General features: G+C 40.2%; 23 protein-coding genes. 12 read left to right on the forward strand and 11 right to left on the reverse strand.

Annotation, left to right across the window (positions count from 1 at the left end; all coding sequences use genetic code 11):
- Window positions 1-56 precede the first annotated feature (56 nt).
- Window positions 57-674, forward strand: coding sequence for an NAD(P)-dependent oxidoreductase (locus AC20OE_RS11825; RefSeq protein WP_039177527.1), 618 nt, complete (start codon window positions 57-59; stop codon window positions 672-674).
- A 105-nt stretch (window positions 675-779) separates the two neighbouring features.
- Here the strand turns inward: AC20OE_RS11825 and AC20OE_RS11830 are convergent, their stop codons facing one another.
- Both AC20OE_RS11830 and bmrC read right to left on the reverse strand, forming a co-directional pair.
- Window positions 780-2,795: an ABC transporter ATP-binding protein gene (locus tag AC20OE_RS11830; protein WP_064498250.1), complete on the reverse strand. Its 2,016-nt coding sequence runs from the start codon at window positions 2,793-2,795 to the stop codon at window positions 780-782.
- Window positions 2,792-4,549: a multidrug ABC transporter ATP-binding protein BmrC gene (gene bmrC / locus AC20OE_RS11835; protein WP_064498249.1), complete on the reverse strand. Its 1,758-nt coding sequence runs from the start codon at window positions 4,547-4,549 to the stop codon at window positions 2,792-2,794. The genes AC20OE_RS11830 and bmrC overlap by 4 nt, the downstream gene beginning before the upstream one ends.
- Before the next feature lie 556 nt (window positions 4,550-5,105).
- On the opposite strand from bmrC, the gene AC20OE_RS11840 reads away from it, so the two are divergent.
- Window positions 5,106-5,612, forward strand: a complete 507-nt coding sequence (locus AC20OE_RS11840) for a universal stress protein (RefSeq protein ID WP_064498248.1) — start codon at window positions 5,106-5,108, stop codon at window positions 5,610-5,612.
- 45 nt (window positions 5,613-5,657) lie between these two features.
- Here the strand turns inward: AC20OE_RS11840 and dat are convergent, their stop codons facing one another.
- Complete coding sequence (dat, locus tag AC20OE_RS11845; protein WP_059375309.1) at window positions 5,658-6,515, reverse strand: D-amino-acid transaminase; 858 nt, start codon at window positions 6,513-6,515, stop codon at window positions 5,658-5,660.
- A gap of 296 nt (window positions 6,516-6,811) precedes the next feature.
- Here dat and AC20OE_RS11850 point away from each other — a divergent pair, with 296 nt between their 5' ends.
- A complete protein-coding gene (locus tag AC20OE_RS11850) occupies window positions 6,812-7,666 on the forward strand; it encodes a polysaccharide deacetylase family protein (RefSeq protein WP_039177516.1) in 855 nt (284 codons plus the stop codon).
- A 40-nt stretch (window positions 7,667-7,706) separates the two neighbouring features.
- On the opposite strand, the gene AC20OE_RS11855 is transcribed toward AC20OE_RS11850, so the two are convergent.
- The 3 genes from AC20OE_RS11855 to AC20OE_RS11865 form a co-directional block, all read right to left on the reverse strand.
- The gene (locus AC20OE_RS11855) at window positions 7,707-8,438 is read right to left on the reverse strand and encodes an NAD-dependent protein deacylase (RefSeq protein ID WP_064498568.1); all 732 of its coding nucleotides are present in this window, start codon (window positions 8,436-8,438) and stop codon (window positions 7,707-7,709) included.
- Window positions 8,439-8,467: 29 nt separating this feature from the next.
- Entirely contained in the window at window positions 8,468-9,556 is a 1,089-nt protein-coding gene (locus tag AC20OE_RS11860; protein WP_039177507.1) for a mechanosensitive ion channel family protein, read from the reverse strand.
- Window positions 9,557-9,720: 164 nt separating this feature from the next.
- The gene (locus AC20OE_RS11865; protein ID WP_017360338.1) at window positions 9,721-9,822 is read right to left on the reverse strand and encodes a YhdX family protein; all 102 of its coding nucleotides are present in this window, start codon (window positions 9,820-9,822) and stop codon (window positions 9,721-9,723) included.
- 305 nt (window positions 9,823-10,127) lie between these two features.
- Between AC20OE_RS11865 and AC20OE_RS11870 the strand changes: the two genes are divergently transcribed.
- Genes AC20OE_RS11870 through crcB (AC20OE_RS11880) form a run of 3 tightly spaced genes read left to right on the forward strand, consistent with a single transcriptional unit; the run spans window position 10,128 to window position 11,611 of the window.
- The gene (locus AC20OE_RS11870; RefSeq protein WP_487268878.1) at window positions 10,128-10,844 is read left to right on the forward strand and encodes a glycerophosphodiester phosphodiesterase; all 717 of its coding nucleotides are present in this window, start codon (window positions 10,128-10,130) and stop codon (window positions 10,842-10,844) included.
- 5 nt (window positions 10,845-10,849) lie between these two features.
- Window positions 10,850-11,245, forward strand: a complete 396-nt coding sequence (crcB, locus tag AC20OE_RS11875) for a fluoride efflux transporter CrcB (RefSeq protein WP_039177502.1) — start codon at window positions 10,850-10,852, stop codon at window positions 11,243-11,245.
- Window positions 11,246-11,611 (forward strand): fluoride efflux transporter CrcB, encoded by a 366-nt coding sequence (crcB, locus tag AC20OE_RS11880; RefSeq protein ID WP_487268879.1) that lies wholly within the window; start codon window positions 11,246-11,248, stop codon window positions 11,609-11,611. It abuts the gene before it with no gap.
- Here the strand turns inward: crcB (AC20OE_RS11880) and AC20OE_RS11885 are convergent.
- Complete coding sequence (locus tag AC20OE_RS11885; RefSeq protein WP_487268880.1) at window positions 11,608-12,000, reverse strand: transcriptional regulator; 393 nt, start codon at window positions 11,998-12,000, stop codon at window positions 11,608-11,610. The two genes, crcB (AC20OE_RS11880) and AC20OE_RS11885, sit on opposite strands and share 4 nt — an antisense overlap.
- Window positions 12,001-12,090: 90 nt before the next feature.
- A complete protein-coding gene (locus AC20OE_RS11890; RefSeq protein WP_039177497.1) occupies window positions 12,091-13,473 on the reverse strand; it encodes a hemolysin family protein in 1,383 nt (460 codons plus the stop codon).
- 337 nt (window positions 13,474-13,810) lie between these two features.
- Here AC20OE_RS11890 and AC20OE_RS11895 point away from each other — a divergent pair, with 337 nt between their 5' ends.
- Both AC20OE_RS11895 and AC20OE_RS11900 read left to right on the forward strand, forming a co-directional pair.
- Entirely contained in the window at window positions 13,811-14,251 is a 441-nt protein-coding gene (locus AC20OE_RS11895; RefSeq protein WP_075622707.1) for a MerR family transcriptional regulator, read from the forward strand.
- 58 nt (window positions 14,252-14,309) lie between these two features.
- Window positions 14,310-15,641: a hemolysin family protein gene (locus AC20OE_RS11900; protein WP_039177491.1), complete on the forward strand. Its 1,332-nt coding sequence runs from the start codon at window positions 14,310-14,312 to the stop codon at window positions 15,639-15,641.
- Window positions 15,642-15,680: 39 nt separating this feature from the next.
- On the opposite strand, the gene AC20OE_RS11905 is transcribed toward AC20OE_RS11900, so the two are convergent.
- Window positions 15,681-16,283 carry a lysophospholipid acyltransferase family protein gene (locus AC20OE_RS11905; protein WP_039177489.1) on the reverse strand — a complete coding sequence of 201 codons (603 nt, stop codon included), beginning with the start codon at window positions 16,281-16,283 and terminating at the stop codon, window positions 15,681-15,683.
- A 370-nt stretch (window positions 16,284-16,653) separates the two neighbouring features.
- Between AC20OE_RS11905 and AC20OE_RS11910 the strand changes: the two genes are divergently transcribed.
- From AC20OE_RS11910 to AC20OE_RS11920, 3 genes are read left to right on the forward strand one after another with little or no spacing between them, the layout of a single operon-like run.
- Complete coding sequence (locus AC20OE_RS11910) at window positions 16,654-17,145, forward strand: sigma-70 family RNA polymerase sigma factor (protein WP_024425287.1); 492 nt, start codon at window positions 16,654-16,656, stop codon at window positions 17,143-17,145.
- Window positions 17,138-18,196, forward strand: a complete 1,059-nt coding sequence (locus AC20OE_RS11915) for an anti-sigma factor (protein WP_041089604.1) — start codon at window positions 17,138-17,140, stop codon at window positions 18,194-18,196. The genes AC20OE_RS11910 and AC20OE_RS11915 overlap by 8 nt, the downstream gene beginning before the upstream one ends.
- Window positions 18,184-18,474 carry an anti-sigma factor gene (locus AC20OE_RS11920; protein WP_353856265.1) on the forward strand — a complete coding sequence of 97 codons (291 nt, stop codon included), beginning with the start codon at window positions 18,184-18,186 and terminating at the stop codon, window positions 18,472-18,474. Before AC20OE_RS11915 ends, AC20OE_RS11920 begins: the two co-directional genes overlap by 13 nt.
- Before the next feature lie 63 nt (window positions 18,475-18,537).
- Here the strand turns inward: AC20OE_RS11920 and bcaP are convergent, their stop codons facing one another.
- On the reverse strand, window positions 18,538-19,938 hold the full coding sequence (gene bcaP / locus AC20OE_RS11925) for a branched-chain amino acid transporter BcaP (protein ID WP_024425289.1): 1,401 nt from the start codon (window positions 19,936-19,938) through the stop codon (window positions 18,538-18,540).
- A 450-nt stretch (window positions 19,939-20,388) separates the two neighbouring features.
- On the reverse strand, window positions 20,389-21,219 hold the full coding sequence (locus AC20OE_RS11930) for a C40 family peptidase (protein WP_048238358.1): 831 nt from the start codon (window positions 21,217-21,219) through the stop codon (window positions 20,389-20,391).
- Window positions 21,220-21,572: 353 nt separating this feature from the next.
- Here AC20OE_RS11930 and AC20OE_RS11935 point away from each other — a divergent pair, with 353 nt between their 5' ends.
- Window positions 21,573-22,937, forward strand: coding sequence for an alkaline phosphatase (locus AC20OE_RS11935; protein ID WP_058838777.1), 1,365 nt, complete (start codon window positions 21,573-21,575; stop codon window positions 22,935-22,937).
- The last annotated feature ends 28 nt before the right edge of the window (window positions 22,938-22,965 follow it).

The following is a 22,965-nucleotide window of genomic DNA, read 5'->3' on the forward strand; positions in this document are numbered from 1 at the left end:
AGTTGTACCATTTTGGGTTCTTTTCACTTATAGTATGTAGTGGAGGGATCGAACAGATGAAAATAGCTCTTTTCGGTGCTCATGGACGTGTAGGACAAGCATTTCTTCGTTTCGTTCAAGTAGATGATCGTTACATGGTTCGTTCATTGATTCGGACAAACCGAGAAGAAATGCTTGCGGGTATGTTTCAAGTCACCGGCAATTCAAGAAATCGAGAAGATGTGCTTGAGACAATGAAAGGAGCAGATATTGTTGTGAGCTGTCTATCAACAGATGGTGATGATACATTATCTGTTTCAATGGAGCATATCGTACAAGCCATGAAGCAAACAAATACATCTAGAATTATTACAATTGGTACAGCAGGTATTTTAAAAGCAAGGCAGCAGCCGGAGCTTTACCGTTTTGAAACAAATGAATCAAAGCGGACTACTTCCCGAGCAGCTAAAGAGCATGCGAAAGCGTTTGAAATCCTTCAATCAACTGATCTAGATTGGACCATTATTTGTCCAACCTATTTACCAGATGGAGAAGTGACACGGTCATATCGCTATGAGAAAGATTTTCTCCCTATAGATGGAAAGAAAATTTCAGTTGAAGATACCGCACACTTTTTATATCAGCAGTTAAATTCGAAGGAATTTGTGCATCAACGCGTCGGCATCGCTTATTGATGTTGCAGCCTGTCCAAACGATATAACTTGTAAAAGTCGTCGACTTTTTCATGCAAAGGAAAAGAGCCTCATTCAATTTGAAGAGGCTCTTTTTTCTACTATTCATCAACTGTTTGCAACAGCGCCTTTTTGCAGTTCATACATTTGCGCATACAGCCCTTCTTGCTGCATGAGTTGTTCATGACTGCCACGCTCGACGATTTCACCTTTTTCTAACACCAAGATCATATCGGCTTTCTTAATCGTGGATAATCGGTGAGCAATCACAAAAGTCGTTCGTCCTTCTTTGACTACATCAAGCGCCCGCTGAATGATCGCTTCTGTTTCTGTATCAATGTTGGCGGTGGCTTCATCTAAAATTAAAATCGCTGGATCGTACGCTAATGCGCGCGCAAATGAAATCAACTGACGTTCCCCTGAGGAAAGGGTGCTTCCCTTTTCAACGACTGGTTCATCAAAGCCTTGCGGCAGATGCTTCAATAACTCTGCTGCGCCTACTTGCTTTAATGAGGATTCAATGGTTTCTCTTTTGATGTCTTCATTTCCTAAGCTGACATTGGAGGCAATCGTTCCCGAAAATAAATACGGATCTTGCAGCACAATGCCCATTTGTTTACGCAGCGTTTGACGCGACTGATCATAAATGCTTTCGCCATCTATGAGAATGTCTCCTTGCTGAATGTCATAAAAACGCAGCAGCAAGTTCATGATCGAGCTTTTCCCAGAACCAGTATGCCCCACAAGTGCAACCGTTTGACCTTTCTTAGCTTCAAACGTAATGTTCTTTAAGACATTTTTCCCTTCATTATAAGCAAAGGTGACATCTTTGAACTGAACGTGTCCCTCCAGCTTCTTCTGAACAGGTTCTTCCACCTCTGTACCGGGTTCATCTAATAATCGGAAAACCCTTTCCGATGAAACTCTTGCTAACTCCAACCTAGAGAATTGATTCACAATACCTGTGATCGGCTGAAACAATCGATTTAAATAATCGACAAACGCATAGAGCACACCAATGGACACAATGCCTGTCGCACTTAATGACGCACCGCCAAAATACCAAATGAGCGCCACATATGCTAAATTTCGCAGCAGGTTAACCAAGTTATGTGAAAGAAGTGAATTTAAATGCAGCATCTTTCGCTGATACCGAAAGTGATTGTTGTTCAGCTCATCAAATTCCTCTTTCGTCGCTTTTTCATGACGAAACGCTTGAATAATGGTCATCCCTTGAATGGCTTCATTTAACTTGGCATTGATTTCACTGATGATCGAACGAATTCGGTGATTGTACACGGATGCAAACTTTCTGTAAGTCATCGACCATAGGAATATAATCGGTACTGCTACCAAACAAATGAGTGCCAGCTTCACATTTAATAAAAACATGGCAATGTAAATCCCAATCATGTAAATGGCACTCGTCACAAAATTAGCAAGGACTGTGACATATAGGTCACGAATGGTTTCCGTGTCATTGGTGATTCTCGCGACAACCTTTCCAGCCGGTAAATTATCAAAATATCGGATCGGCAGCGTTTGGATGTGCTCAAAGACGTCTACCCTCATTTTTTGAATAATTCGATTTGCAATCCTCTGGAGCAAATAATGCTGCCCATACTGAAAGAAAATCGCAACGATGAGCAGCCCTAGATAAAATAGAACAAGCTGCACCAAACCACTGATTTCTGGCTGATAAAAAGCAAAAATCTCTTCTTTTGATAAGCGCTGTACCTCATAGGTCTCACGCTCGTTCCCATTATCAATGGTGAGCTGATCTCCCGATATCTTTCTGTTTCCATCAAAACGAATCGGCTCATTCACAAAGTAGTAACCGAACCCGACTTGCACCACATTGATTTGCTTTCCAGAATCCAGTCCATTGTTTAATCGATCGCTTCGTATATAGTTATTTCCCTGGTAATAAACGGTTTTGTCTGTCTTTTCATTGACCTCGACATACGGTTTTTCTACACCTAAAATATGATCATCAATCATTTTCTTCCCAATAAACGGTCCTGTCAGCTCAGCACCAACTGCAATCATTAGAAAGATTAAGGCAACAGACAGTACTTTCTTATATAGGAGTGCGTAGGCAAGGAGTCTTCGTCCTGTTGTCATGCCTCATCCCCTCCTTCCAGCTGATTTGTCAGCTGCTGACGCAAAAATTGTTCTTTATACCACCCATCCTGCTGGATGAGCTCGTTGTGAGTGCCCTTTTGGACAATGCGTCCTTCTTCCATGACAAGAATGAGATCCGCATGTTCAACAGCTGATAGGCGATGAGTCGTAATAAACGTCGTTTTGCCATGACGGTTTTGTCTTAGATTTTCTAGGATAGCGGTTTCTGTTTTTGCATCTACCGCAGACAATGAATCATCCAAAATTAAAATGTCTGGATCAATTAATAAAGCACGTGCAATGGATATTCGCTGTTTTTGTCCGCCTGACAGCGCAACACCTTTTTCCCCAACCATGGTCTCCAAACCCTCTGGCAGAAGACGTAGATCCTTTTCAAAGTAAGCATCTTTGATTGCTTGTGCTAACTCATCTTGTTTCGCGTCCCGATGACCAAAGCGCATATTCTGTTCGACACTTTTTGAGAAAAGAATATGATCCTGCGGTACGTATCCGATCCATTGAAATAACTGATCTAATTCAATGTCTTGGATTGGAACACCTGATAGCAATAGTTGCCCATCACCTGCCGGGTACTGGCGCAGAAGCTGTTTGACAATGGTCGTTTTGCCGCTTCCCGTTTTGCCTGTAATCCCAATCGTCTGCCCTTTTCGAACGTTAAAGGACACATCAATGAGATTATCTTTAGGTGAAGTTGGATACCTGAATGTCACGTGATCAAACTCAATATCTCCAGGCTCTTGTAACGTTTTCGGCTGAGCAGCGTCTGTTACGTCCGGCTTGTAGCTGAGTGTATGATTCAACCGGTCTAACGACGCATTTCCTCTTTGCATAATATTAATCAATTCGCCGATCGCAAACATTGGCCAGATCATCATGCCAAGATAGACGTTAAATGCAACAAGCTCCCCAATGGTTAAATCACTTTGAAATACGAGATAGGCTCCGTAGCCGATTCCGATTAAGTAGCTGATCCCCACAAGTAATTTCACTGTCGGTTCAAACAAGGAATCAATGATCGCCACTCGCATGTTTTTTTGGAATACATCATCTGTCATTTCGCGAAAGCGTTTGACGTCTTGTTTCTCCTGTACAAAAGACCGAATGACTCGAACGCCTGCCACTGATTCAAGAACACGATCGTTCATATCACCAAATGCATCCTGAGCGACAGTAAAGCGCTCATGGATTTTGCTGCCATAAAACGCAATTAAGAGCGCCATCAGCGGCATAGGGATAATCGCCATTAAGGTTAATTTCCAGCTAATTGTCAGACCCATCGTAAAGAAGATCATCAGCATATAAGCAGTGGAATCAACCAAGGTCAGAACGCCAAAGCCTGTCGTTAAGGCTACAGCATTTAAATCGTTTGTTCCTAATGCCATTAAGTTACCGGTTTTTTTCTTTTCATAAAAGGTCGGTGTCATCTTCAGCAAGTGGCGCATCAGTTTCCCGCGCATCACACGCTCCATGACATTTGCGCCGCCAAATAACTGATACATCCAAAAATATGTAAGTGTATAGACGACGACACCTAGTAAGCAAAAAATGGTCACATAAAACAAAATACTGGATGTTGTAAATTGACCAGAACGAATGTCATCCACTGCCTGGCCAAGGTATCTTGGCGGCAGCATTTCAAGCACATTCACAATGAGCAAAAGCGTAATAGCGATTGTATAACGCCTCCACTCTTGTTTAAAGAACCAGCCTAATTTCGCAAATACTGAAAACATGTTTGTCTCTCCTTTTCAAGCTAGCCGCTTTCTAAATTTTCCTGCAAGTCACCTTGTTTCGTTTTTTGGGCTTTTATCATTTGTCTTGATTTTGGCATGTTCACATGCTTTCACTCCTCTTCATTTACTTGTTGTTTTCCATCCCTTTATTTCGGAATGCGAAATGAATACAACAAAAAAAGAGGCCACCAGCTGGCTGGTACGCCTCTTTTCGTCATGTAAAAAGGCGCATGTTGACAAATACGCAACATACGCCTTGATTCATCCGATCAATTGGAACATACGAGTTCCTTTTCAATGACCAATGAAGGTGTAATTGTCACGTGAATCAACCCATTCATGCAGTTTGATTTCATTCTTCCAATGTTGCACATGACATTTCCTCCTTTTGGCTCTTGAATCTTTTTTTATCTTATAGTGGCTGTCACCATTTTGTCAATAAATATTTTTCAATAAATGAAATTTTCTAACAAAAATCAATCTCCCTTATGTGTATCTTTTTCTAATAACGGGTATACCATGAGTGTAAAGACTCCTTTTGAAAGGAATGAGGACATTGTTTCAAGCTGATCGGATGGTCGTTGCGTTTGATGGACATGAAGACAGTAAGAAAGCATTAAAAAAGGCAATCGCTTTAGCCAAAACCTTGCATGCCAAGCTGACCGTTGCCTATGCCCATGATGGTAAAACAGGCAGACAGGTGTTTGATGCACCGCGCCCAATGACTGGCGGAGCTTATATCGGCGGCGGTACGGCAGATCTTCAAACACCCCCTGTGTATGTGCCTCATGATGAACAGCAAAGTCCCTTGATTTTTGAAGACCATACAGAAGAGGTCGTCGCAGAAGCAAGAATGCTTTTAAATGAGGAGCAGTTTGAGGCTACCATTGAAATTGTGGAGGGAGAACCAGCAGAAGCGATTATCGAATATGCTGAGGAAATATCAGCAGACCTCATCGTCATGGGAGCACGTGACCAAAGCAGATTAAAAAAAATGCTATTTGGCAGTGTGAGTGAAAAGTTATCAGCAAAATCAGATATACCTGTGCTTATTGTGAAATAAATGCATCACAAAAGGCTGTAAACGAATGTTTACAGCCTTTTTTATTTATGAAGAGATCGATGCTTCACTTTCATGTTTAATTTTTTGCTGGAAGCCTTCCTGTACGCGCTTTGTCAGCTCGCCTGGAACGCCTTTCCCTACTGGCTCGCCATCTATTTCAACAATCGGAATGACTTCAGCCGTCGTCGAGCTGATGAAGATTTCCTGAGCGCGCAGCAGTTCTTCTTTGCTTATTCGATTTTCTTCAACAGTACATCCTTCTGCCTCACATACCTCCAGCAGCTTTCTACGGGTAATGCCGTTTAAAATGAGATTGTTTGCAGGGTGAGTGCGAATCACGCCATCAATCACGGCATATACATTCGAGGAGGTTCCCTCGGTCACAAAGCCGTCTCTTATCAGGATTGCTTCAAACGCACCAGCTTCAGATGCTTTCTGCTTTTCCATGATGTTATATAAAAGGTTTAAGCTTTTGATATCACATCTTAACCAGCGAAGATCCTCAGATAATATGGCCTTTGCACCAGCTGTCTGCTCTTGAACAGGCTTTTTCACCTGGAACGTATATGCCGTGATTTGAGGAGTGAGAGAATCGCTATATTGATGCTTACGAGGAGCGACTCCCCGCGTGACTTGAATATACACACCGCCATCTGTTAATTGATTGTGAGCGACGAGCTGTTTTAACTTTTCTTCCATATCAGATACTGTACCTTGCAGATGAATACCAATTTCCTTTGCACTCTTGAACAGACGCTCTGTATGCTCCTTTAACGTAAACAAAGTACCATTGTATACTCGGATGACCTCATAGACTCCGTCACCAAATTGATAGCCTCTGTCCTCAATATCAACATGTGCATCTTTTTTTTCAATGAAATCTCCATTGTACAATACTTTCATATGGAATCTCCCCTTCGCTTTGCAATAATGGTTGAATCTGATGCTATCTTAGCGGATAAATGAGTACGTTTCAATGATTATTCAGAATTATTTCACATCATATGAAATGGATAACTTTCTATTGTAACAAATATAGATTCATAACCAAAAAGATTCCAATTTTTTAGCATCTTCTATATTCATAGGCTCTTTTTTCCTGTATACTGACACCATATAAACATGACAAAAAACAGCGGAAAAAGACAGAATCTACTACATGATTCGACACAAATTTTTGATTTATTGGAGCGATTGTAATGCAACGGGTTAAAAAAAAACAGACACCTTCAAACACAATGCTGCTCTCAAAGGCGATTGGTTTTGTCATTCTAACACTGATCCTCTTTTTTATTTGGGATATGTCCAAAACCAATATGCAGGCAGCAGATCAGCCGGCGAAATTGTCTGCGAGCAGTCAATTTAGGGACACAAGCACTAGTATGAAAGCAAAAGATGCTTCTAGGAAAACATTAGATGCACATTTTAAGATCGATTCTAATAAACATGTAACGGATCAAACAATCTTTTTAACCTTTGATGATGGTCCATCAGCGACTTCAAATCAGCTGTTAGATGTGCTAAAAGCGCAAAAAGTGAAGGCTACATTCTTTATGCTCGGGCCGCAGATTAAAGAACACCCGGCAGCTGTGAAAAGACTCCATCAAGAAGGACATCAATTAGGGCTTCATGGTATTACCCATGATGTGAAACGCTTTTATCAAAAAAGTGATTCTCCTGTTAACGAGATGAAGGAAGATCAGCGCATTTTGGCTTCTGTCACAGGTGAGTATACCCATCTTGTAAGAACACCTTATGGCAGCACCCCCAATTTAACCGATCAGCAAAAAGCACGTTTAAAACAAAAAGGCTTTGTCTACTGGGACTGGACCATTGACAGTCTGGACTGGAAATATAAAAGCTCAAAATATGTACCAGAGGTATTAAATCAGCTACAAGTGCTGGAAACAAAATATCCAAAAGAACCAAAAATCATCTTAATGCATGATCAGCCGGCAACAGCAAAATACTTAAGCAGCTTAATCACGCAGCTAAAGGCAAAGGGCTATACATTTGAAGTTCTTGATGAAACAATGAAGCCGCTGCAGCAATAAAGAAAAACCCGCACCTTTAGGTTGCGGGTTTTTTAATGATTTATAAAGCTTTCACGAGATCGCCAATTCGCTCATGAAAGACAAGATCAAAAAGCGGATCGAATTCTGTTTCACTCAAATTCATCATCACCATGAAGATGGAAGGATCATGAGCTGCGTCTTCTGGAATATATCTTGCTGGCGCTACTTCTAGGGAAGTCCCCATGACAAGGAGCATGTCCGTTTTCTGAAGTGATGCCTCCACTTGGTCTAAATGTTTGACCATATCTCCAAAAAGAACAACATCTGTTTTTAGCACACGTCCGCACGTACTGCCATCAGAGGAAACCCTTTGACAGACAGGCACCTCTTCTTTTAACAAATAAGGCAAATCATATACCGCCTGGCAGGATGGACAAGTAGCCGTTTGAATGGAACCATGGAGTTCATATACGTGCTGGCTTCCCGCCTTTTTATGAAGACCATCAATATTTTGGGTAAAAATATCCACACGCTTCCCTTGTTGCTCAAGGCTGGCTAAAAAGATGTGCCCGCTATTTGGCTCGTATTCCCCGCTCATTTTCATCTGAAACAATTCCTTAAATTTCGGCCAAAATTGATGAGGATTTGATAAAAAGTAGGACCGGCTCATCGCCTCCATGCGAGAAGTATCTTCCGTCCACAATCCACCCGTTGATCTAAAATCAGGAATACCCGATTCTGTACTCATACCTGCACCTGAGAGTACTGTGATATGTGAAGCCTGCGATATTCTCTCTCTTAGCGCTTCCACCTTTTTTTGATCCACGTACCATTCCTCCTTTATTCACCCAGCTGTTTCTCGCCTTTTTGTTTCATATAAATGGTCTGTCCAGGGAAAGCAAATTCTACACCTTCTTCGTGGAAAATATCTATGATGCGATAGTTAATGTCCTGCTTAATATCAAGGTTTTCAGACCAAGCTGTCGTGTTTGTATAAAAGTTGAAAAACAAGTTCAAATAGCTGTCTGCCAGTACATCGAGATTCACCATAATCGTCTCCTTATGCACACCATCATGCTCGTGAAGCATCTGTTTGAGACGCTTAATACACTGATCAATGTTTTCCTTTGGTGTATTGTAGGAAACGCGAACAGAAAACGTAATCTGACGTTTATTCATTCTCGTCCAGTTTGTGATCGGCTCCTTAGAAAGCGTAGAATTCGGAACGGTCACAACGGCTTCAGCAGGTGTTCGAAACTTTGTGCTTCGAAATGTAATATCTTCAACAGTCCCAAGAACACTTGGTGTCTCCACAAAGTCGCCCATCGTAAAAGGCTTCTCTGTAATGATGACAATCCCTCCAAAAAAGTTAGCCACTGTATCCTGCGCAGCCAGCGCAAAGGCTAGACCACCTAAACCAAGACCTGCCACAAGTCCATTGACATCATAATTAAATTCTTGTGCAATGATACTAATACTTAGTGCGATAATAATGAAACGAAGTACCTTTGATAAAAACGGTGCTAAAATATCATCCATTTCTAATTCAAATTTCGAATTGACCTTTTGAAATAAGAAGGAAGATGCTGCGGTTAAATTACAAAGTCCCCACGTCAGCATCAAAATAATGGAGGATCTATACAATTTAATGATGACATCCATATGATGCTCAAAGTATGGCGCCTGTCTTAACGCAAAATATAAACCAAGTGCCACGAAAAACAGCCTGGCTGGTTTTTCAAATGCCACAACAATTTGGTTAATGACCTCCGTCTTCGACCGATTTGTCAGCCTAAACAGAAGTTGAAATAAATACTTCGTAAATACTTTCCGAAGCAATAAAAACAGCAATAAAATACAAAGGCTGATTCCAATTTGGATCGCAATATCTACTGTAAAATATGTATCCATCCATTTTTGTGTAAACATGTCTGTCTCTCTCCTTTAAAACAATCCTCTCTAGTTTATAATATAACCTTCGTTCATGTCCTCTCTTAAATGTCTGACCTCTACATAAAAAGCCTCGGGAATAATCCCGAGGCATGATGTTCAAATATGAAATTTTGGCTAGAGACATATCGACGGGCAGCAAACTACTTTTTCTTCTGAGCCTGATCAAGGAGAGTCGCTTTAAACATTTCAGCATCCGTTTCGGCCTTAATACGTTCTTCCACTCTAATTCTCCCTTTACCCAATCATCTCGCCTCCTTTTCATCATTATAAAACATCAGAATTTTCAGTCAACATGACGAAAGCACTAATATTTTGACGAACGCTGACGATTTGGACAAAATTGATCGAAGAAAAAATGATGTAGTTCAGATTTACTCAATAAGAGCTTGGGATATTCCTGCAACTTTTCACCTTTTATACACGATGCTTTCTCACCACAAGCCATGTTCCATTACATACAGCTCTCCCTCGTTCCATATAGTAAAGAAGGAAAAACAGCAAAAATTTGATATGATAAGACCAGAACTTATGTCAGGAGCTGGAGCATGTGTATATTATCTCACATAGAGGGTCATCAAGCGCTGCCCCAGAAAATACAATCGCCGCATTTGATTTAGCTGTTCAGCAGGGTGCGGATTATATTGAGTTAGACGTCCAGCTGACAATGGATCAGCACGTAGCCGTTATCCATGATGATACCGTTGATCGAACGAGTAACGGAAGCGGATTAGTGAAAAGTTATACACTTGATCGGCTGAAGAAACTGGATGCAGGAAGCTGGTTTGATTCTCAGTACGCCAACGAACGAATTCCCACCTTACAGGAAATCCTTCAAAGGTACAGTCAGCGTGTCGGGATACTGATTGAGATCAAGCATCCAAAACGGCAGATTGGGATTGAAAAAGCAGTTGTCGACATCATCAACCGGTTTGCCTATTCCCGTCACATCATGGTTCAATCTTTTGATGCCAATGCTCTTCAAAGAGTCAAAGCTTACGCCCCTTCTCTTCGAACGGCTTTTATTATAAAACCCTCTGCCTTCAAACTGACGAAAAGGAAATTAGCGGAGTACAGCTCCTTTGCGGATTGCCTTAATATGAAGAAAACGCTGATCAACAGATGGTGGATTGATCGCATCCACTCATTTGGAATGGATGTCTTTGTATGGACAGTGAATGACCAAAAAACAGCCGACAGGATCAAAACATATCCCATTGATGGAGTGGTGACGGATCACCCGCCATTTTTTCTAAAGGAGAAATGATGTAAATGAAAGCATATCTCGCCGTATTTATCGGTGGACTGGTTGGTACCCTTTGTAGATATGAACTTAGCCAGTCCGTTGTCAGCCACACATTCCCCTATGCAACGCTGATTGAAAACATTATAGGCAGTCTGCTTCTTGGCTTTTCAACAGGGTATTTTATGTTTCGGAAGGGAAAAAAATATCTTGCTGCTTTAATCGGAACAGGATTTTGTGGTGGTTTTACGACAATGTCCACTTTTTCTAAAGAAACAGTTCTCTTATTACAGGATGGACTGTTCACATCAAGTGTCATGTACATTCTACTCTCAGTGATTGCTGGAGTGGGCGCTGCCTTATGTGGACTGATCACCGCTCAGCACCTCTTTCAACAAAATGAGCAGCCGAAAGGAAGCAGATAAATGATTGTATTGTATACAGCTGTTGCTGGCGGGATAGGCAGTGCCTTTCGTTTTTTCCTCAGTCAATCGATTCAGAAAACCAAGTTTCATACTCGTTTTCCGTTTAGTATTATTCTCATCAACTTACTCGGCGCAGCCGGTTTAGGTTTACTGACAGGTGCAGTGACTAACAATGATCCGCTGCTTATGATCATTGGGACTGGTTTTTTCGGTGGTTTTACAACATTCTCTACATTTAGTGTAGAGGCTGCGTCCATGCTGCATGAGCGGCAAATTGGACAGCTTGCTGTCTACTTATTGGTCACCATCATCGGGTCTTTATGTCTGTTTGCTGCATTTTATCAAATAGGACAGCATCTTTTTTAAATATTGGTGATGGCGGCTAAGCTGATGAGCAACTGATCCATGAGCTGGCGCTTCATCAAAAAGAGTGTTTTTTCACTATAGCCGATTTCCATTGCACATTTTGCCATCCGCCAATCTCGAAAATATTTATAATCGATGAGCTGCTGCTCTATTTCATCCAACTCTTTTAATGCCGTTTCAATACAAGCAACGATGAGTTCATATTGACCTTTTTGCTCTTCTAACTTTTTCCGTGTCATGTGGTCGAGATGATGCGGGCTTCTTTTTTCAAGCTGCCTTTCGATATTTAAGATCGCTGCTTGATAATTTTTGAAATTCTTTAAATGAAACTCAATTCGTTTCATTGAGGTTTTTTTCTCCGTGATACTTGCTGTTTCGTACCAAAGCATGTCCATCCCCCTTAATCGAACGTTTGTTCTTATTATATACCGAACGTATATTTGTTTAAAAGAGACTAAATACCTAAAAAAACCTTGAGCTTATTTTTCGCTCAAGGTCATTTCGTTTACTAGCAGCGGCTCCTTTATATCAAGCCCAGTGCGTGCACTGCCTTTTTCTGCCGATGTGACGCCTTTTTTCAAATCAATCTTTTTAACGTAACGTCCATCCATTTCCAGCACTTTCATTCGAATATCATCAAGATAGATGGATTGTCCTTCTCTAATATCAATATTCTCTTTTAAGATGAGCCCGCCGATTGTATCAATTTCCTCATCATGATATGAAATCTCGATCAAATCTTGAACTTCATCCAATCTCACTTTGCCATCTAAAACATAATGATGATCGGCTCTTTTTTGAATAACTGGCTGCTCATCTTCATCGAATTCATCTCGAATATCTCCGACAATCTCTTCTAAAATATCTTCCGTTGTGACAAGCCCAGACGTTCCACCATATTCGTCAGTTAAGATCGCCATATGCATTCGATCACGCTGCATCTTGACGAGAAGCTCTTGAATAGGAATCGTGTCGATGACCTCAATCACTGGATATATATAATCTTGAATTTTCAGTTGATCTTTTTCCCCTTGATACACAAGATCTGCAAAGAGCTGCTTTTTGTTCAGCATGCCGATAACATGGTCTTTATCTCCTGAAAACACAGGGAAACGTGTATACTTTTCCTGCGTCATGATGGCGAGGATATCATCTAACGGCATATCTTCTGGAATCGCACAAATTTCTCTGCGCGGTATCATGATCTCTCTGGCAATTCGATTATCGAAATCGAAAATCTTGTTCATATAATTATATTCTGATGGGTTGATTTCCCCATTTTTTAAGCTCTCAGATAATAAAATCTTCAATTCCTCTTCAGAATGGGAATGTTCTTTTTCAGACCCCATATCGATGCCCATCATTTTAGTTAACAAACGGGCTGACCCGTTTAACACATAAATGAAAGGGAACATAAGGATATAAAATGCATGCAGCGGGCCTGACAGCCATAGCGTCATTTTTTCCGCCTTTTGAATGGCAAGCGTTTTTGGTGCAAGCTCACCTACAACTACATGCAAAAAGGTAATAATAGAGAACGCAAGTGTTGCTGAGATCAGGCTGATTGCTGAATCAGGAATGTTTGTCAAACCAAAACCTCGAACCAAAAGTTCTTTCACAGCCGGCTTACCAATCCACCCTAAACCAAGGGATGTCACTGTAATACCGAGCTGACAGGCTGACAAATATTCATCTAGCCTTGATGTCACCTTTTTCGCCATGATGGCCTTTTTGGACCCTTCGGCAACAAGCTGATTAATTCTTGAACTTCTCACCTTTACTATGGCAAATTCAGATGCAACAAAGAAAGCTGTTAAAGCAATCAAAACACCGACTATACTCAGATTAACAATATCGTCCATTTAACCTTGCTCTTTCTTTGAAGAACAAGGAGTCACCTCCTGATTGATGATGTTATGTTTTGCAAAACGGTTAACTGATTAAATAAGACGACTTTGAGGGCCCCACTTAACCACCTCCGGTTCACGTAAAATTCCGCCTCTCTACATATATATGAAACGGTATTCATTTTATCTTACCATAAATAATCTGAAAATTCCTGTATCATCATGCTGTTTTTGACATGACTGACTAAATTGAGGGAAATCCTCCTCTGTTTCTTCTTATTGGCAGGAAATATGAACAATTAACTTGTGTTTCAGACTAGAATTATATTAAACTATTTTCATAAACTATAACGTGACGGTTAGGAGGAGATGTTCAGATGGGGCTGAGAAAAAGTATCGTATTGGTGAACTAGCACAGATTGCACAGGTAACGAAACGAACTGTAGATTATTATACAAATCTAGGTTTGCTTGCGCCTGTTAGATCTTGCTCAAATTATCGTTATTACGATGAATATGCTTTAAAACGATTACAATTAATCGTTCTTTGCAAACAGCAGAGATTGGCTCTTTCTGACATCAAATCCAGATTAGATGAACAATTTCCTTCTCAAAAGGAAGATCAAGATGAACTTGTCCATTTAACCTCTGATATCGATCGGATGAATGAGCATATGGACCGCATTTTGGCACGTTGTAAGCAGCTTCAGCCAGAACAACGTGAAAAACTAAAAGAACAGCTTACTCCTGAAAAAATGACGGCTGTCCAATCATTTTTACTGCTGTTAAGTTAAAATTTTTACTAAACAGGAGGTGTTACCTTCGTTCTCAAAGTCAGAACGAAGGCCTTAATTGGACATAGTTAATTTACTCATAGTTGCTTTACTTATAGCTTTAACCGCGTTTTTCGTTGCATCAGAGTTTGCGATCATTCGCTTAAGAAGCTCAAGAATTGATCAGTTAATCGCAGAAGGTAATAAAACAGCAGTTGCTGTCAAGCATGTAACGACTCACCTTGATGAGTACCTATCAGCCTGTCAGCTTGGTATTACCATTACCGCCCTTGGTATTGGTTGGTTAGGGGAAGAAACAATTGCACATATGCTTGCTCCACTATTTGTAGAGCTGTCCATTCCTCAATCAGCTAGTTCTATTGTCACTTTTATTATTGCGTTTAGTATCATGACGTTTTTACACGTTGTCGTTGGAGAGCTTGCACCAAAAACGCTTGCCATTCAAAAGGCGGAGCAAGTATCCCTTCTATTTGCTAGACCACTGATGATCTTTTACAAAGTGATGTTCCCGTTCATTTGGGTATTAAATGGTTCTGCTCGTTTGTTAACAAAAGCGTTTGGTCTTCAGCAAGTATCTGAGCATGACATGGCGCACTCTGAAGAAGAATTGCGGATTATTTTATCAGAGAGCTATAAGAGCGGCGAGATTAACCAGTCTGAATTCAAATATGTAAATAAAATTTTCGAATTTGATGACCGTCTGGCGAAAGAAATTATGATTCCTCGTACTGAAGTTGTCAGCTTCCCTCATGATATTACCATTGAGGAAATGTTGAAGGTAACAAAGGTAGAAAAATATACACGTTATCCAATTGAAGATGGCGACAAAGACAACATTATCGGTGTTCTAAATATTAAAGAGGTTCTCACTGCCTGCATTAGCGGTGAGTGTTCTACAAGTGATACGATCGAAAAGTTTGTGAATCCGATTATTCATGTGATTGAAACGGTTCCTGTTCATGATTTATTGCTCAAAATGCAGCGTGAACGTGTACACATGGCCATTTTATCTGATGAATATGGCGGTACAGCAGGTCTTGTCACTGTTGAAGACATTCTTGAAGAAATCGTCGGTGAAATTCGTGATGAGTTCGACATTGATGAAATCAACGAAGTGCGTAAACTTGGAGAAGACCATTACATCTTTGATGGCAAGGTCCTTGTTGATCAAGTCAACCTGCTATTAGGTATACAGCTTGATAATGAAGAGGTCGACACAATCGGCGGCTGGTTCCTTACTCAGAAATATGAAGTAGAGAAAAATGACGCCATTCGTGAACAAGGCTATGAATTTATCATTAATGAAGTCGATGGACACCATGTGGCATACATCGAAGTAAAAAAGTTAAATGAACAATTATTAGAAGCAGCTGAAGAAGGCGCTTCTTAATAAAAAAACGACCCTTGCCTAAGCAAGCGGTCGTTTTTCTTATGACTTTTCAATTAATTGAGCTTCTAGCTCTTTGATTCTCGTGTTTAATACTTCCGTCATGGCACCTAATCTTTCTTTTGGCGGGAGATGGTCAAATTCAGACAGTTCAATCGGTTCACCGATGATTAAGCGCATTTTCCCTTTTTTGAAAAGACTTTTCGCATTTGAAGGTCCTTTATATGCAGCTGGAACAATTGGCGCTTTACCGAGCTGCGCAATGGTCACTGCCCCTCTTTTTAAAGGAACATCCTCTGTTGTACGTGTTCCGCTTGGAAAAATCCCAACGATCTTTCCCTCTTTTAATAATTTAATGGGCGTTTTAATACTGCTTGGCCCAGGGTTCTCTCGATCAACTGGAAAGGCATGAATCTTTTTTAAAAATCCACCGATCCATTTATTCGCAAACAATTCTTTTTTCGCCATGTAATGGATCTCAAACGGAAGAATTCCTGCGCCTAATGCAAGAACATCCACAAAACCCTCATGTGTACAAGCAATGACAAACCCCCGATCAGTTGGCAGATTCTCTTTTTGATATACTTTGATTCCACCTCGGAGACCAAATATTAATTTGACGGTATAGCCTGAAAATTTATACATAGTGCACTTCCTTTGTTTGAAAAATGAAGGATTTGTCTCTATTATAACAAATTTTTTATTACCTGGTACTAAAAATTTATGAGCAGCCCAATCCTCCCTGTCTTTTTCGTTTAAAATGAACGTTCTGACTGTATTCAAGCACATGGTTTTAGGGGAGAATAGAATAGGAATTGTGTCCAATTTTGTCGTTTTTCGATGTTTTTTCCTGATTTGTTCTATTGAAAATACTTTATAAATGATGCAAATTTCGCTATGATAAGGAGAAATGATTTTGATTCGGCGAAAGAAATGAGTAATGTACGGTAATGAGAAGTTTCGTGCAACTTTATGCCTTTCTTATGCGTGTATAACATAGAGGGGAGAAAAATCAGTGACGATCGATGAAATTTATCAAATGTATATGAACGATGTTTACAGGTTTCTGCTCTCCATGACAAAAGACAAACATTTGGCAGAGGACTTATTGCAGGAAACCTTTATGCGTGCTTATATACATATTCATTCCTACGACCATAGCAAAGTGAAACCTTGGTTATTTCAGGTGGCACGAAATGCTTTTATTGATTATGTCAGGAAACATAAAAAAGAAGTGACCATATCGGATGACCTTATTGGCGGTCTTTTACAAACGTCTGTACAAAGCCCTGCTGAACAGGTTGAAATAAAGGAAGTACTCACCATGTATTTGGAGCAGCTTCCAGATAACTACAAGGAAGCGTTGACATTGTATTATTTAAAAGAACTAAATTACAAGGAAGCATCCAAGGTCATGAATATTACTGAAGCAAATTTTAAAAGTGTTTTATTTCGTGCAAGGCAGCGCCTAAAAGCACTTTACAACAGAGGTGTTAATGATGAATGAAGAGTTTAACAAGCGATGGGAAAAATATAATAATGGTGAGATGAATGAGGAAGAAATGATAGCGTTTGAGGAAGAGCTTGAAGAAAACGAAAAACGCTTAAGCCAGGAACTGAACGACTCGGATTGGACAGATTTTTCCATCAGTCCTGAGAAGCAAAAAGCCATTTTACAATACGGAAAAAGAAAGTCATATTTACGTATTTCCGTACTTGCTGTCATATCAACACTCATTATTTTACCGCTTTGTACATTAGGAAGTTATCTATACTACGGCGTTGGCGGAGCCGAGAGCAAAGGCAATCACTTCATGGAAACAGCCGCTGTCACCGTCGCTTTGACCAAACCAAACGTGGCTATAGATATGAAGGATTTAAAAGGTCAGGTCAAACTTTTTGGGATGAACACCGAATTGAAGCTGCAAAAACAAATTGGCAATAAAACAGAAGCCATTGGCAGTGAACAAATCGAGATGTTTTTCGATAAATTAAAGCAGCCTACTATCTCTTATTATGGTGACAGTGCACGCGAAACAGAAGGTTTCTTTACTCATCCTTCGGCGCAGGCAGATGCCTCAAAAAAACAAACACTCACTACGTTAGACAAGCTTCCTGAAGGAACAGTAAGTGAAGTGTATGTATCCTATGACAAAGCTTACACACCAAAGGACGTTTATTCCTTTGCTAAAAAATACGATATGAAAGTGCTGTGGAATGCGATTAAAACAGAGGATTCATTAAGTGGAAATCAGCGGCCAATCGGCTTTCCTGGGAAAGACTCTGAATTTTTAAAAGAGCTTCAGCACACATCCAAAACTGAGGTAGATCAATTCAAAGATGCCCTTGCTTATGTCAATCAGCACCCGACCTGGGCAACAACGATCTCCGGCAGACCTGATCTTGACCTGTCTAATCGTATACGCTATATCGATCAAAATGGCGTCACGGTTTATGGCTCTGTGGTCACTGGACCTTCTAAAGAAATTGAGAAATTTGTGAAGACAAAACGTATTAAAACGGCAAAAGTGAGCGAGGTGGAATTATGGAATTGGTAAGAATCTTTAAAGAGCATAATGTATTTGGCTGGATTTCTGTCGGCACAGCAATATTATCCCTGCTCATGCTAAACCTCGCCATTATCAGCAACGTGACATTTTATTCTTTTCAAATGCTTCCTTTTGCAATGGCCGCAGTTCCATTTGGTATTATTGAACTGATCATTAAAAAAGGCCGTACGGGTCCAGGTTTCCTCGGTGTCGTACTGAATATCTTTGTCATTGTTTGTGTCTATGCCATCGTATCAATCGATGTCGATCTTCAGTTAGGTTTTTAGTCAGCAATCAAAAGCAAAAGCCCGTGTTACTTGACTGCACCAAGAAGCACGGGCTTTTTTAAGTTATTTTTTATTCAATTCTGAGTGCTTTCTTGAATATAAGAAATACACAACCAGCCCAATGGCAAGCCAGATTAAGAAACGAACAAAGGTGATTGCACCAAGCTTATAAATGAGCAATCCGCAAGATAGAATAGCCAAGATCGGAATAAGCGGAACTGCTGGGCATCTGAATGCTCTCGGTAAGTCCGGCTGCGTTTTTCTCATCACAATGACCGCCACTGAAATCAAAATGAATGCTGAAAGTGTCCCGATGTTCACTAGGCTTGCCAGCTCATCAAGTGGAATAAATCCACCCATTAATGCTGACAATGTACCGAAGAACAGTGTATTGATGTAAGGTGTTTTATGCTTTGGATGAACCTTTGATAGAACCTTCGGCACCAAACCATCACGAGACATAGCAAACATCACGCGTGTCTGGCCGTACAGCATGACAAGCATCACGGTTGTCATCCCTAGGATCGCACCGACATCCACAATACCCGCCACCCAGTTTTGTCCGGCTACTTGTAAAACGAGAGACACTGGATGTGATACTCCCTCAAAATTCATGAAAGGAACGATGCCCGTCATAATCGCACTAACAACAACATAAAGCAGCGTACAAATCAATAAGGAAGTTATAATCCCTCTAGGCAGGTTGCGTGATGGATTTTTTGTCTCCTCTGCCGCAGAAGCTACTGCATCAAACCCGATAAATGCAAAGAATACTAGGGCTGCTGCACTTAAGACCCCTGATGTCCCAAATGGAACGAATGGTGTCCAGTTTTCAGGTTTTACATATTTCACAGCGACTAAAATAAAGAGCAGAATCACAGCAATTTTCATAATAACCATGATGTTATTTACTCGTTTTGATTCTTTAATACCAAAGTACAACAGGAAAGTGATGACCATTAAAATAATAAATGCTGGAAGATTAAAATATGTCACTTGCCCCTTTAAACCACCTGGTGCTGCTGTTAATTCAACTGGTATATGAATCCCTATCCCATTTAAAAATGACACAAAATAGCCTGACCAGCCCGCTGAAACGGCACTAGCGGCCAGCATATATTCTAATATTAAATCCCAGCCAATGATAAACGCTAGAAATTCCCCCATTGATGCGTACGTAAATGTATACACAGACCCTGATACAGGCACTGTGGAAGCAAATTCCGCATATGACAGTGCTGCAAACAAACAAGCAAGACCTGCGATGACAAATGATAGAACAAGTCCTGGCCCTGCTGTGACGGCTCCTGTACCTGTCAGAACAAATATCCCTGTCCCGATTATGGCTCCAATGCCAAGCATGGTTAAATCAAATGAACCCAATTCCTTTTTTAATGCTTTTTCCCCTTGTGTTGCCGCAATGAGCTCTGAAATGCTCTTTTTTCTAAACAACGAATTGCTCATACCATCACTCCCAAAACTTAGTATCAGTCTAAAGACGCCACATTCATATAATTCACAATATTTTCTGAATATTTAGATTAAATTTAGCGCAATAAATTGGTGGCGTAAAATTATTATATATGAAAATTAAAAAATGAAAACACTTTTTTTAAAAATAGAGTGAAAATTCTTATATATCAACTAAATGTTTGTCAATAAGTGGGTTAGATTTTCTCCATTCCTTATTCAATTGATAGCTTGTCTTTCTCTATTTATTATACAACATAGAAGATTATATTTTTTTAGAATACTTATTATGCAACAAAAATTAGACCTTTTTTAAAAAGCGGGTCCACAATTATGTTATTTTAAAGCCTTTAGACTGATAGTGATCTATGAGAAAAGACCAGTTTCGCGGCACAAATGATATATGAAAAAAGAGACTGCTTCATAGCAGTCTCTTAAAATGAATTAGTTTACAAATGTTTTCGCTCCAAGATAAATCGGCTTCCAATAGCTTGATGTCATATCACTGATCGTTACTCCGTCAGAAGCAGCATGGATAAACTTGTTGTTCCCAAGGTAGACACCCATGTGAGATGGACCCGATTTATACGTTGTAAAGAAGACAAAATCTCCAACTTTTGGTTTGGATACACTTTTCATCGATCCCCAGAAGCCTTCAGTGGTTTGTCTTGAAATCTTTTTTTGTTTGTTAATGATATACCACATAAATCCGCTGCAATCAAAGCCCTTCGGTGTCGTTCCACCCCATCTATATGGTGTACCGTTCTGCGCTTTAGCATCTGCTATGAGCTTAGACGTGTTTAAGGAAGAAGTAGAGACTGTTTTTTCTTTTACAGGTTTCGTCTTTACTTTAGACGTCTTTTTCACCTTTAGCTTTTGTCCGATTTTGATGAGGTCTGTTTTAAGCTTATTTAACGATTTCAGCTCTTTCACAGTCATCCCGTATTTTTTGCCAATCTTCGATAATGTATCGCCTTTGACAACTTTATGAGTGGCAGTTGCTGAAGCCGTTTTTACTTTTGTTGTTGTTTTTGATGTTTTCACTGCTTTTTTCAAAGAAGTGCCATTCACTTTTAAGGTTTGTCCAACATAAATTACGTTAGATTTCAGCTTATTGTCTGATTTAATTTTGCTCACGCTTGTTTTGTATCTTTTCGCTAGAACAGAAAGAGAGTCACCTTTTTGAACTTTTACTGATTGTGCTGAGGCAGCTCCGGCAAATAATGTCGTCCCAAGTAGAACTGCACTTGCAGCTGTGATCAATTGTTTTTTCATTTGTTCCTCCTGTATGTATCTATCTGATCCGATTTTTTATCTACTCCCTATTATAAGGATCAAATACCAGAAGAAATAGTCTTGACTTCCTACGACATTATGCTTATTAATTCGGCAAAATTTATTTTTTTTTAGGGTTCTTTTTATTTCATTTTCATTACACAATCATGACAAAATAATCGCATCTTGTCATGGATAAATGATACATTCATTTCTCTTTTTGGTTCATTCTATGTAAAGTGGACCTTTACAATTTTAAAGTGAACTTTACGATGCTGTAAAAAGGAATCCACACTTCTGCTCTACCATTGTAAACGTAAGAGCGATACATAAACAATGAGGAGGCAAAATGAATGAGTGTGTTGAAAAACTCGAAAACGAAAATCGCTGCAGTGGCAGCAGCATCTGTGCTATCGATTGGCATTTTTTCAGGGATTGAATTTGGACAAGCTGACAAAGCTGAGGCTAAAAAGAAGCCGAAAAATGATGTGCAAAATGTGATCGTGCTGATTGGAGATGGCATGGGAACACCTTATCTTTCAACTTACCGCTCATTTAAACACAACGGTGACCTTTCAAAGCAAACAGCGTTTGACCCTTACCTCACTGGCATGCATAAAACATACCCTGACGACTCTAAAAGTAACATTACCGATTCAGCAGCGGCTGGTACAGCCATGGCCACTGGTAAAAAGACATACAACAATGCCATTGGTGTAAATAAAAACGGCAAAAAATTAAAAACCGTTTTAGAAGAAGCCAAACGCAAAGGAAAGTCAACGGGTCTTGTCGTGACATCTGAATTAACGAATGCCACGCCTGCTGCGTATGCCACTCACGATGTGTCTAGGAAAAACACAGCAGCCATCGCTGATGATTTCTTCGATGAGAAAATCGGTAAACAGCATACAGTCGACGTCATGCTTGGCGGTGGACTTGTCGATTTTGTGCGAAAGGATCGTGATCTGACGAAAGAATTCAAACAAGCCGGTTATGATTATGTCACCAATAAAGCCGCCTTACAAAAAAACAAAAATGAAAAAGTGTTAGGCATTTTTGCTGATGGAGGTCTAGATAAAGCCATCGATCGTGATAAAACGACTCCTTCCCTGCAAGATATGACATCCTCAGCCATCAAACAGCTGTCTAAAAACAAAAAAGGATTTTTCCTTATGGTTGAAGGCAGTCAAATTGACTGGGCTGGACACGATCATGATATTGTCAGTGCGATGAGCGAAATGAAGGATTTTGAGAAAGCATTTGAAGAAGCGATTCGTTTTGCGAAAAAGGATAAAAACACGTTAGTCATCACGACAGCAGATCATTCAACTGGCGGACTTTCCTTTGGAGCAGACGGTTCGGGCAGCTGGGATTACAAGCCTGTCAAAGCAGCGAAAAAGACGCCTGACTTTATCGCAAACAAAATTGTCAGCGGCATGCCTGTTGAGTCAGCGCTGAAACAATATATCAATCTTGATTTCACAAAAGAGGAAACAGCCGCCATTCAAAAGGCAGCTGAAACAAAGGATGCTGTTAAAATTGATGATGCGATTGAAGAAGTGATCAACACGAGATCACATACAGGCTGGACCACATCAGGTCATACCGGTGATGAAGTTCCATTCTATGCATATGGTCCAACAAGTGAGCAGCTAAAAGGTCTGATGGAAAACACCGATCAAGCAAAGCACATTTTCAAACTGCTGAAAAACCAATAAAACGAGCAAAAAAGATGTCTGCTAAGAG

Source organism: Bacillus sp. SRI_025 (genome assembly GCF_057592095.1).

Coding starts and splice junctions, on each gene's coding strand:
- AC20OE_RS11825 (WP_039177527.1), top strand. CDS start 57: ATGAAAATAGCTCTTTTCGGTGCTCATGGACGTGTAGGACAAGCATTT.
- AC20OE_RS11830 (WP_064498250.1), bottom strand. CDS start 2,795: ATGACAACAGGACGAAGACTCCTTGCCTACGCACTCCTATATAAGAAA.
- bmrC (WP_064498249.1), bottom strand. CDS start 4,549: ATGTTTTCAGTATTTGCGAAATTAGGCTGGTTCTTTAAACAAGAGTGG.
- dat (WP_059375309.1), bottom strand. CDS start 6,515: ATGAAAGTATTGTACAATGGAGATTTCATTGAAAAAAAAGATGCACAT.
- AC20OE_RS11850 (WP_039177516.1), top strand. CDS start 6,812: ATGCAACGGGTTAAAAAAAAACAGACACCTTCAAACACAATGCTGCTC.
- AC20OE_RS11860 (WP_039177507.1), bottom strand. CDS start 9,556: ATGTTTACACAAAAATGGATGGATACATATTTTACAGTAGATATTGCG.
- crcB (WP_039177502.1), top strand. CDS start 10,850: ATGAAAGCATATCTCGCCGTATTTATCGGTGGACTGGTTGGTACCCTT.
- crcB (WP_487268879.1), top strand. CDS start 11,246: ATGATTGTATTGTATACAGCTGTTGCTGGCGGGATAGGCAGTGCCTTT.
- AC20OE_RS11885 (WP_487268880.1), bottom strand. CDS start 12,000: ATGCTTTGGTACGAAACAGCAAGTATCACGGAGAAAAAAACCTCAATG.
- AC20OE_RS11890 (WP_039177497.1), bottom strand. CDS start 13,473: ATGGACGATATTGTTAATCTGAGTATAGTCGGTGTTTTGATTGCTTTA.
- AC20OE_RS11905 (WP_039177489.1), bottom strand. CDS start 16,283: ATGTATAAATTTTCAGGCTATACCGTCAAATTAATATTTGGTCTCCGA.
- AC20OE_RS11915 (WP_041089604.1), top strand. CDS start 17,138: ATGAATGAAGAGTTTAACAAGCGATGGGAAAAATATAATAATGGTGAG.
- AC20OE_RS11920 (WP_353856265.1), top strand. CDS start 18,184: ATGGAATTGGTAAGAATCTTTAAAGAGCATAATGTATTTGGCTGGATT.
- bcaP (WP_024425289.1), bottom strand. CDS start 19,938: ATGAGCAATTCGTTGTTTAGAAAAAAGAGCATTTCAGAGCTCATTGCG.
- AC20OE_RS11930 (WP_048238358.1), bottom strand. CDS start 21,219: ATGAAAAAACAATTGATCACAGCTGCAAGTGCAGTTCTACTTGGGACG.
- AC20OE_RS11935 (WP_058838777.1), top strand. CDS start 21,573: ATGAGTGTGTTGAAAAACTCGAAAACGAAAATCGCTGCAGTGGCAGCA.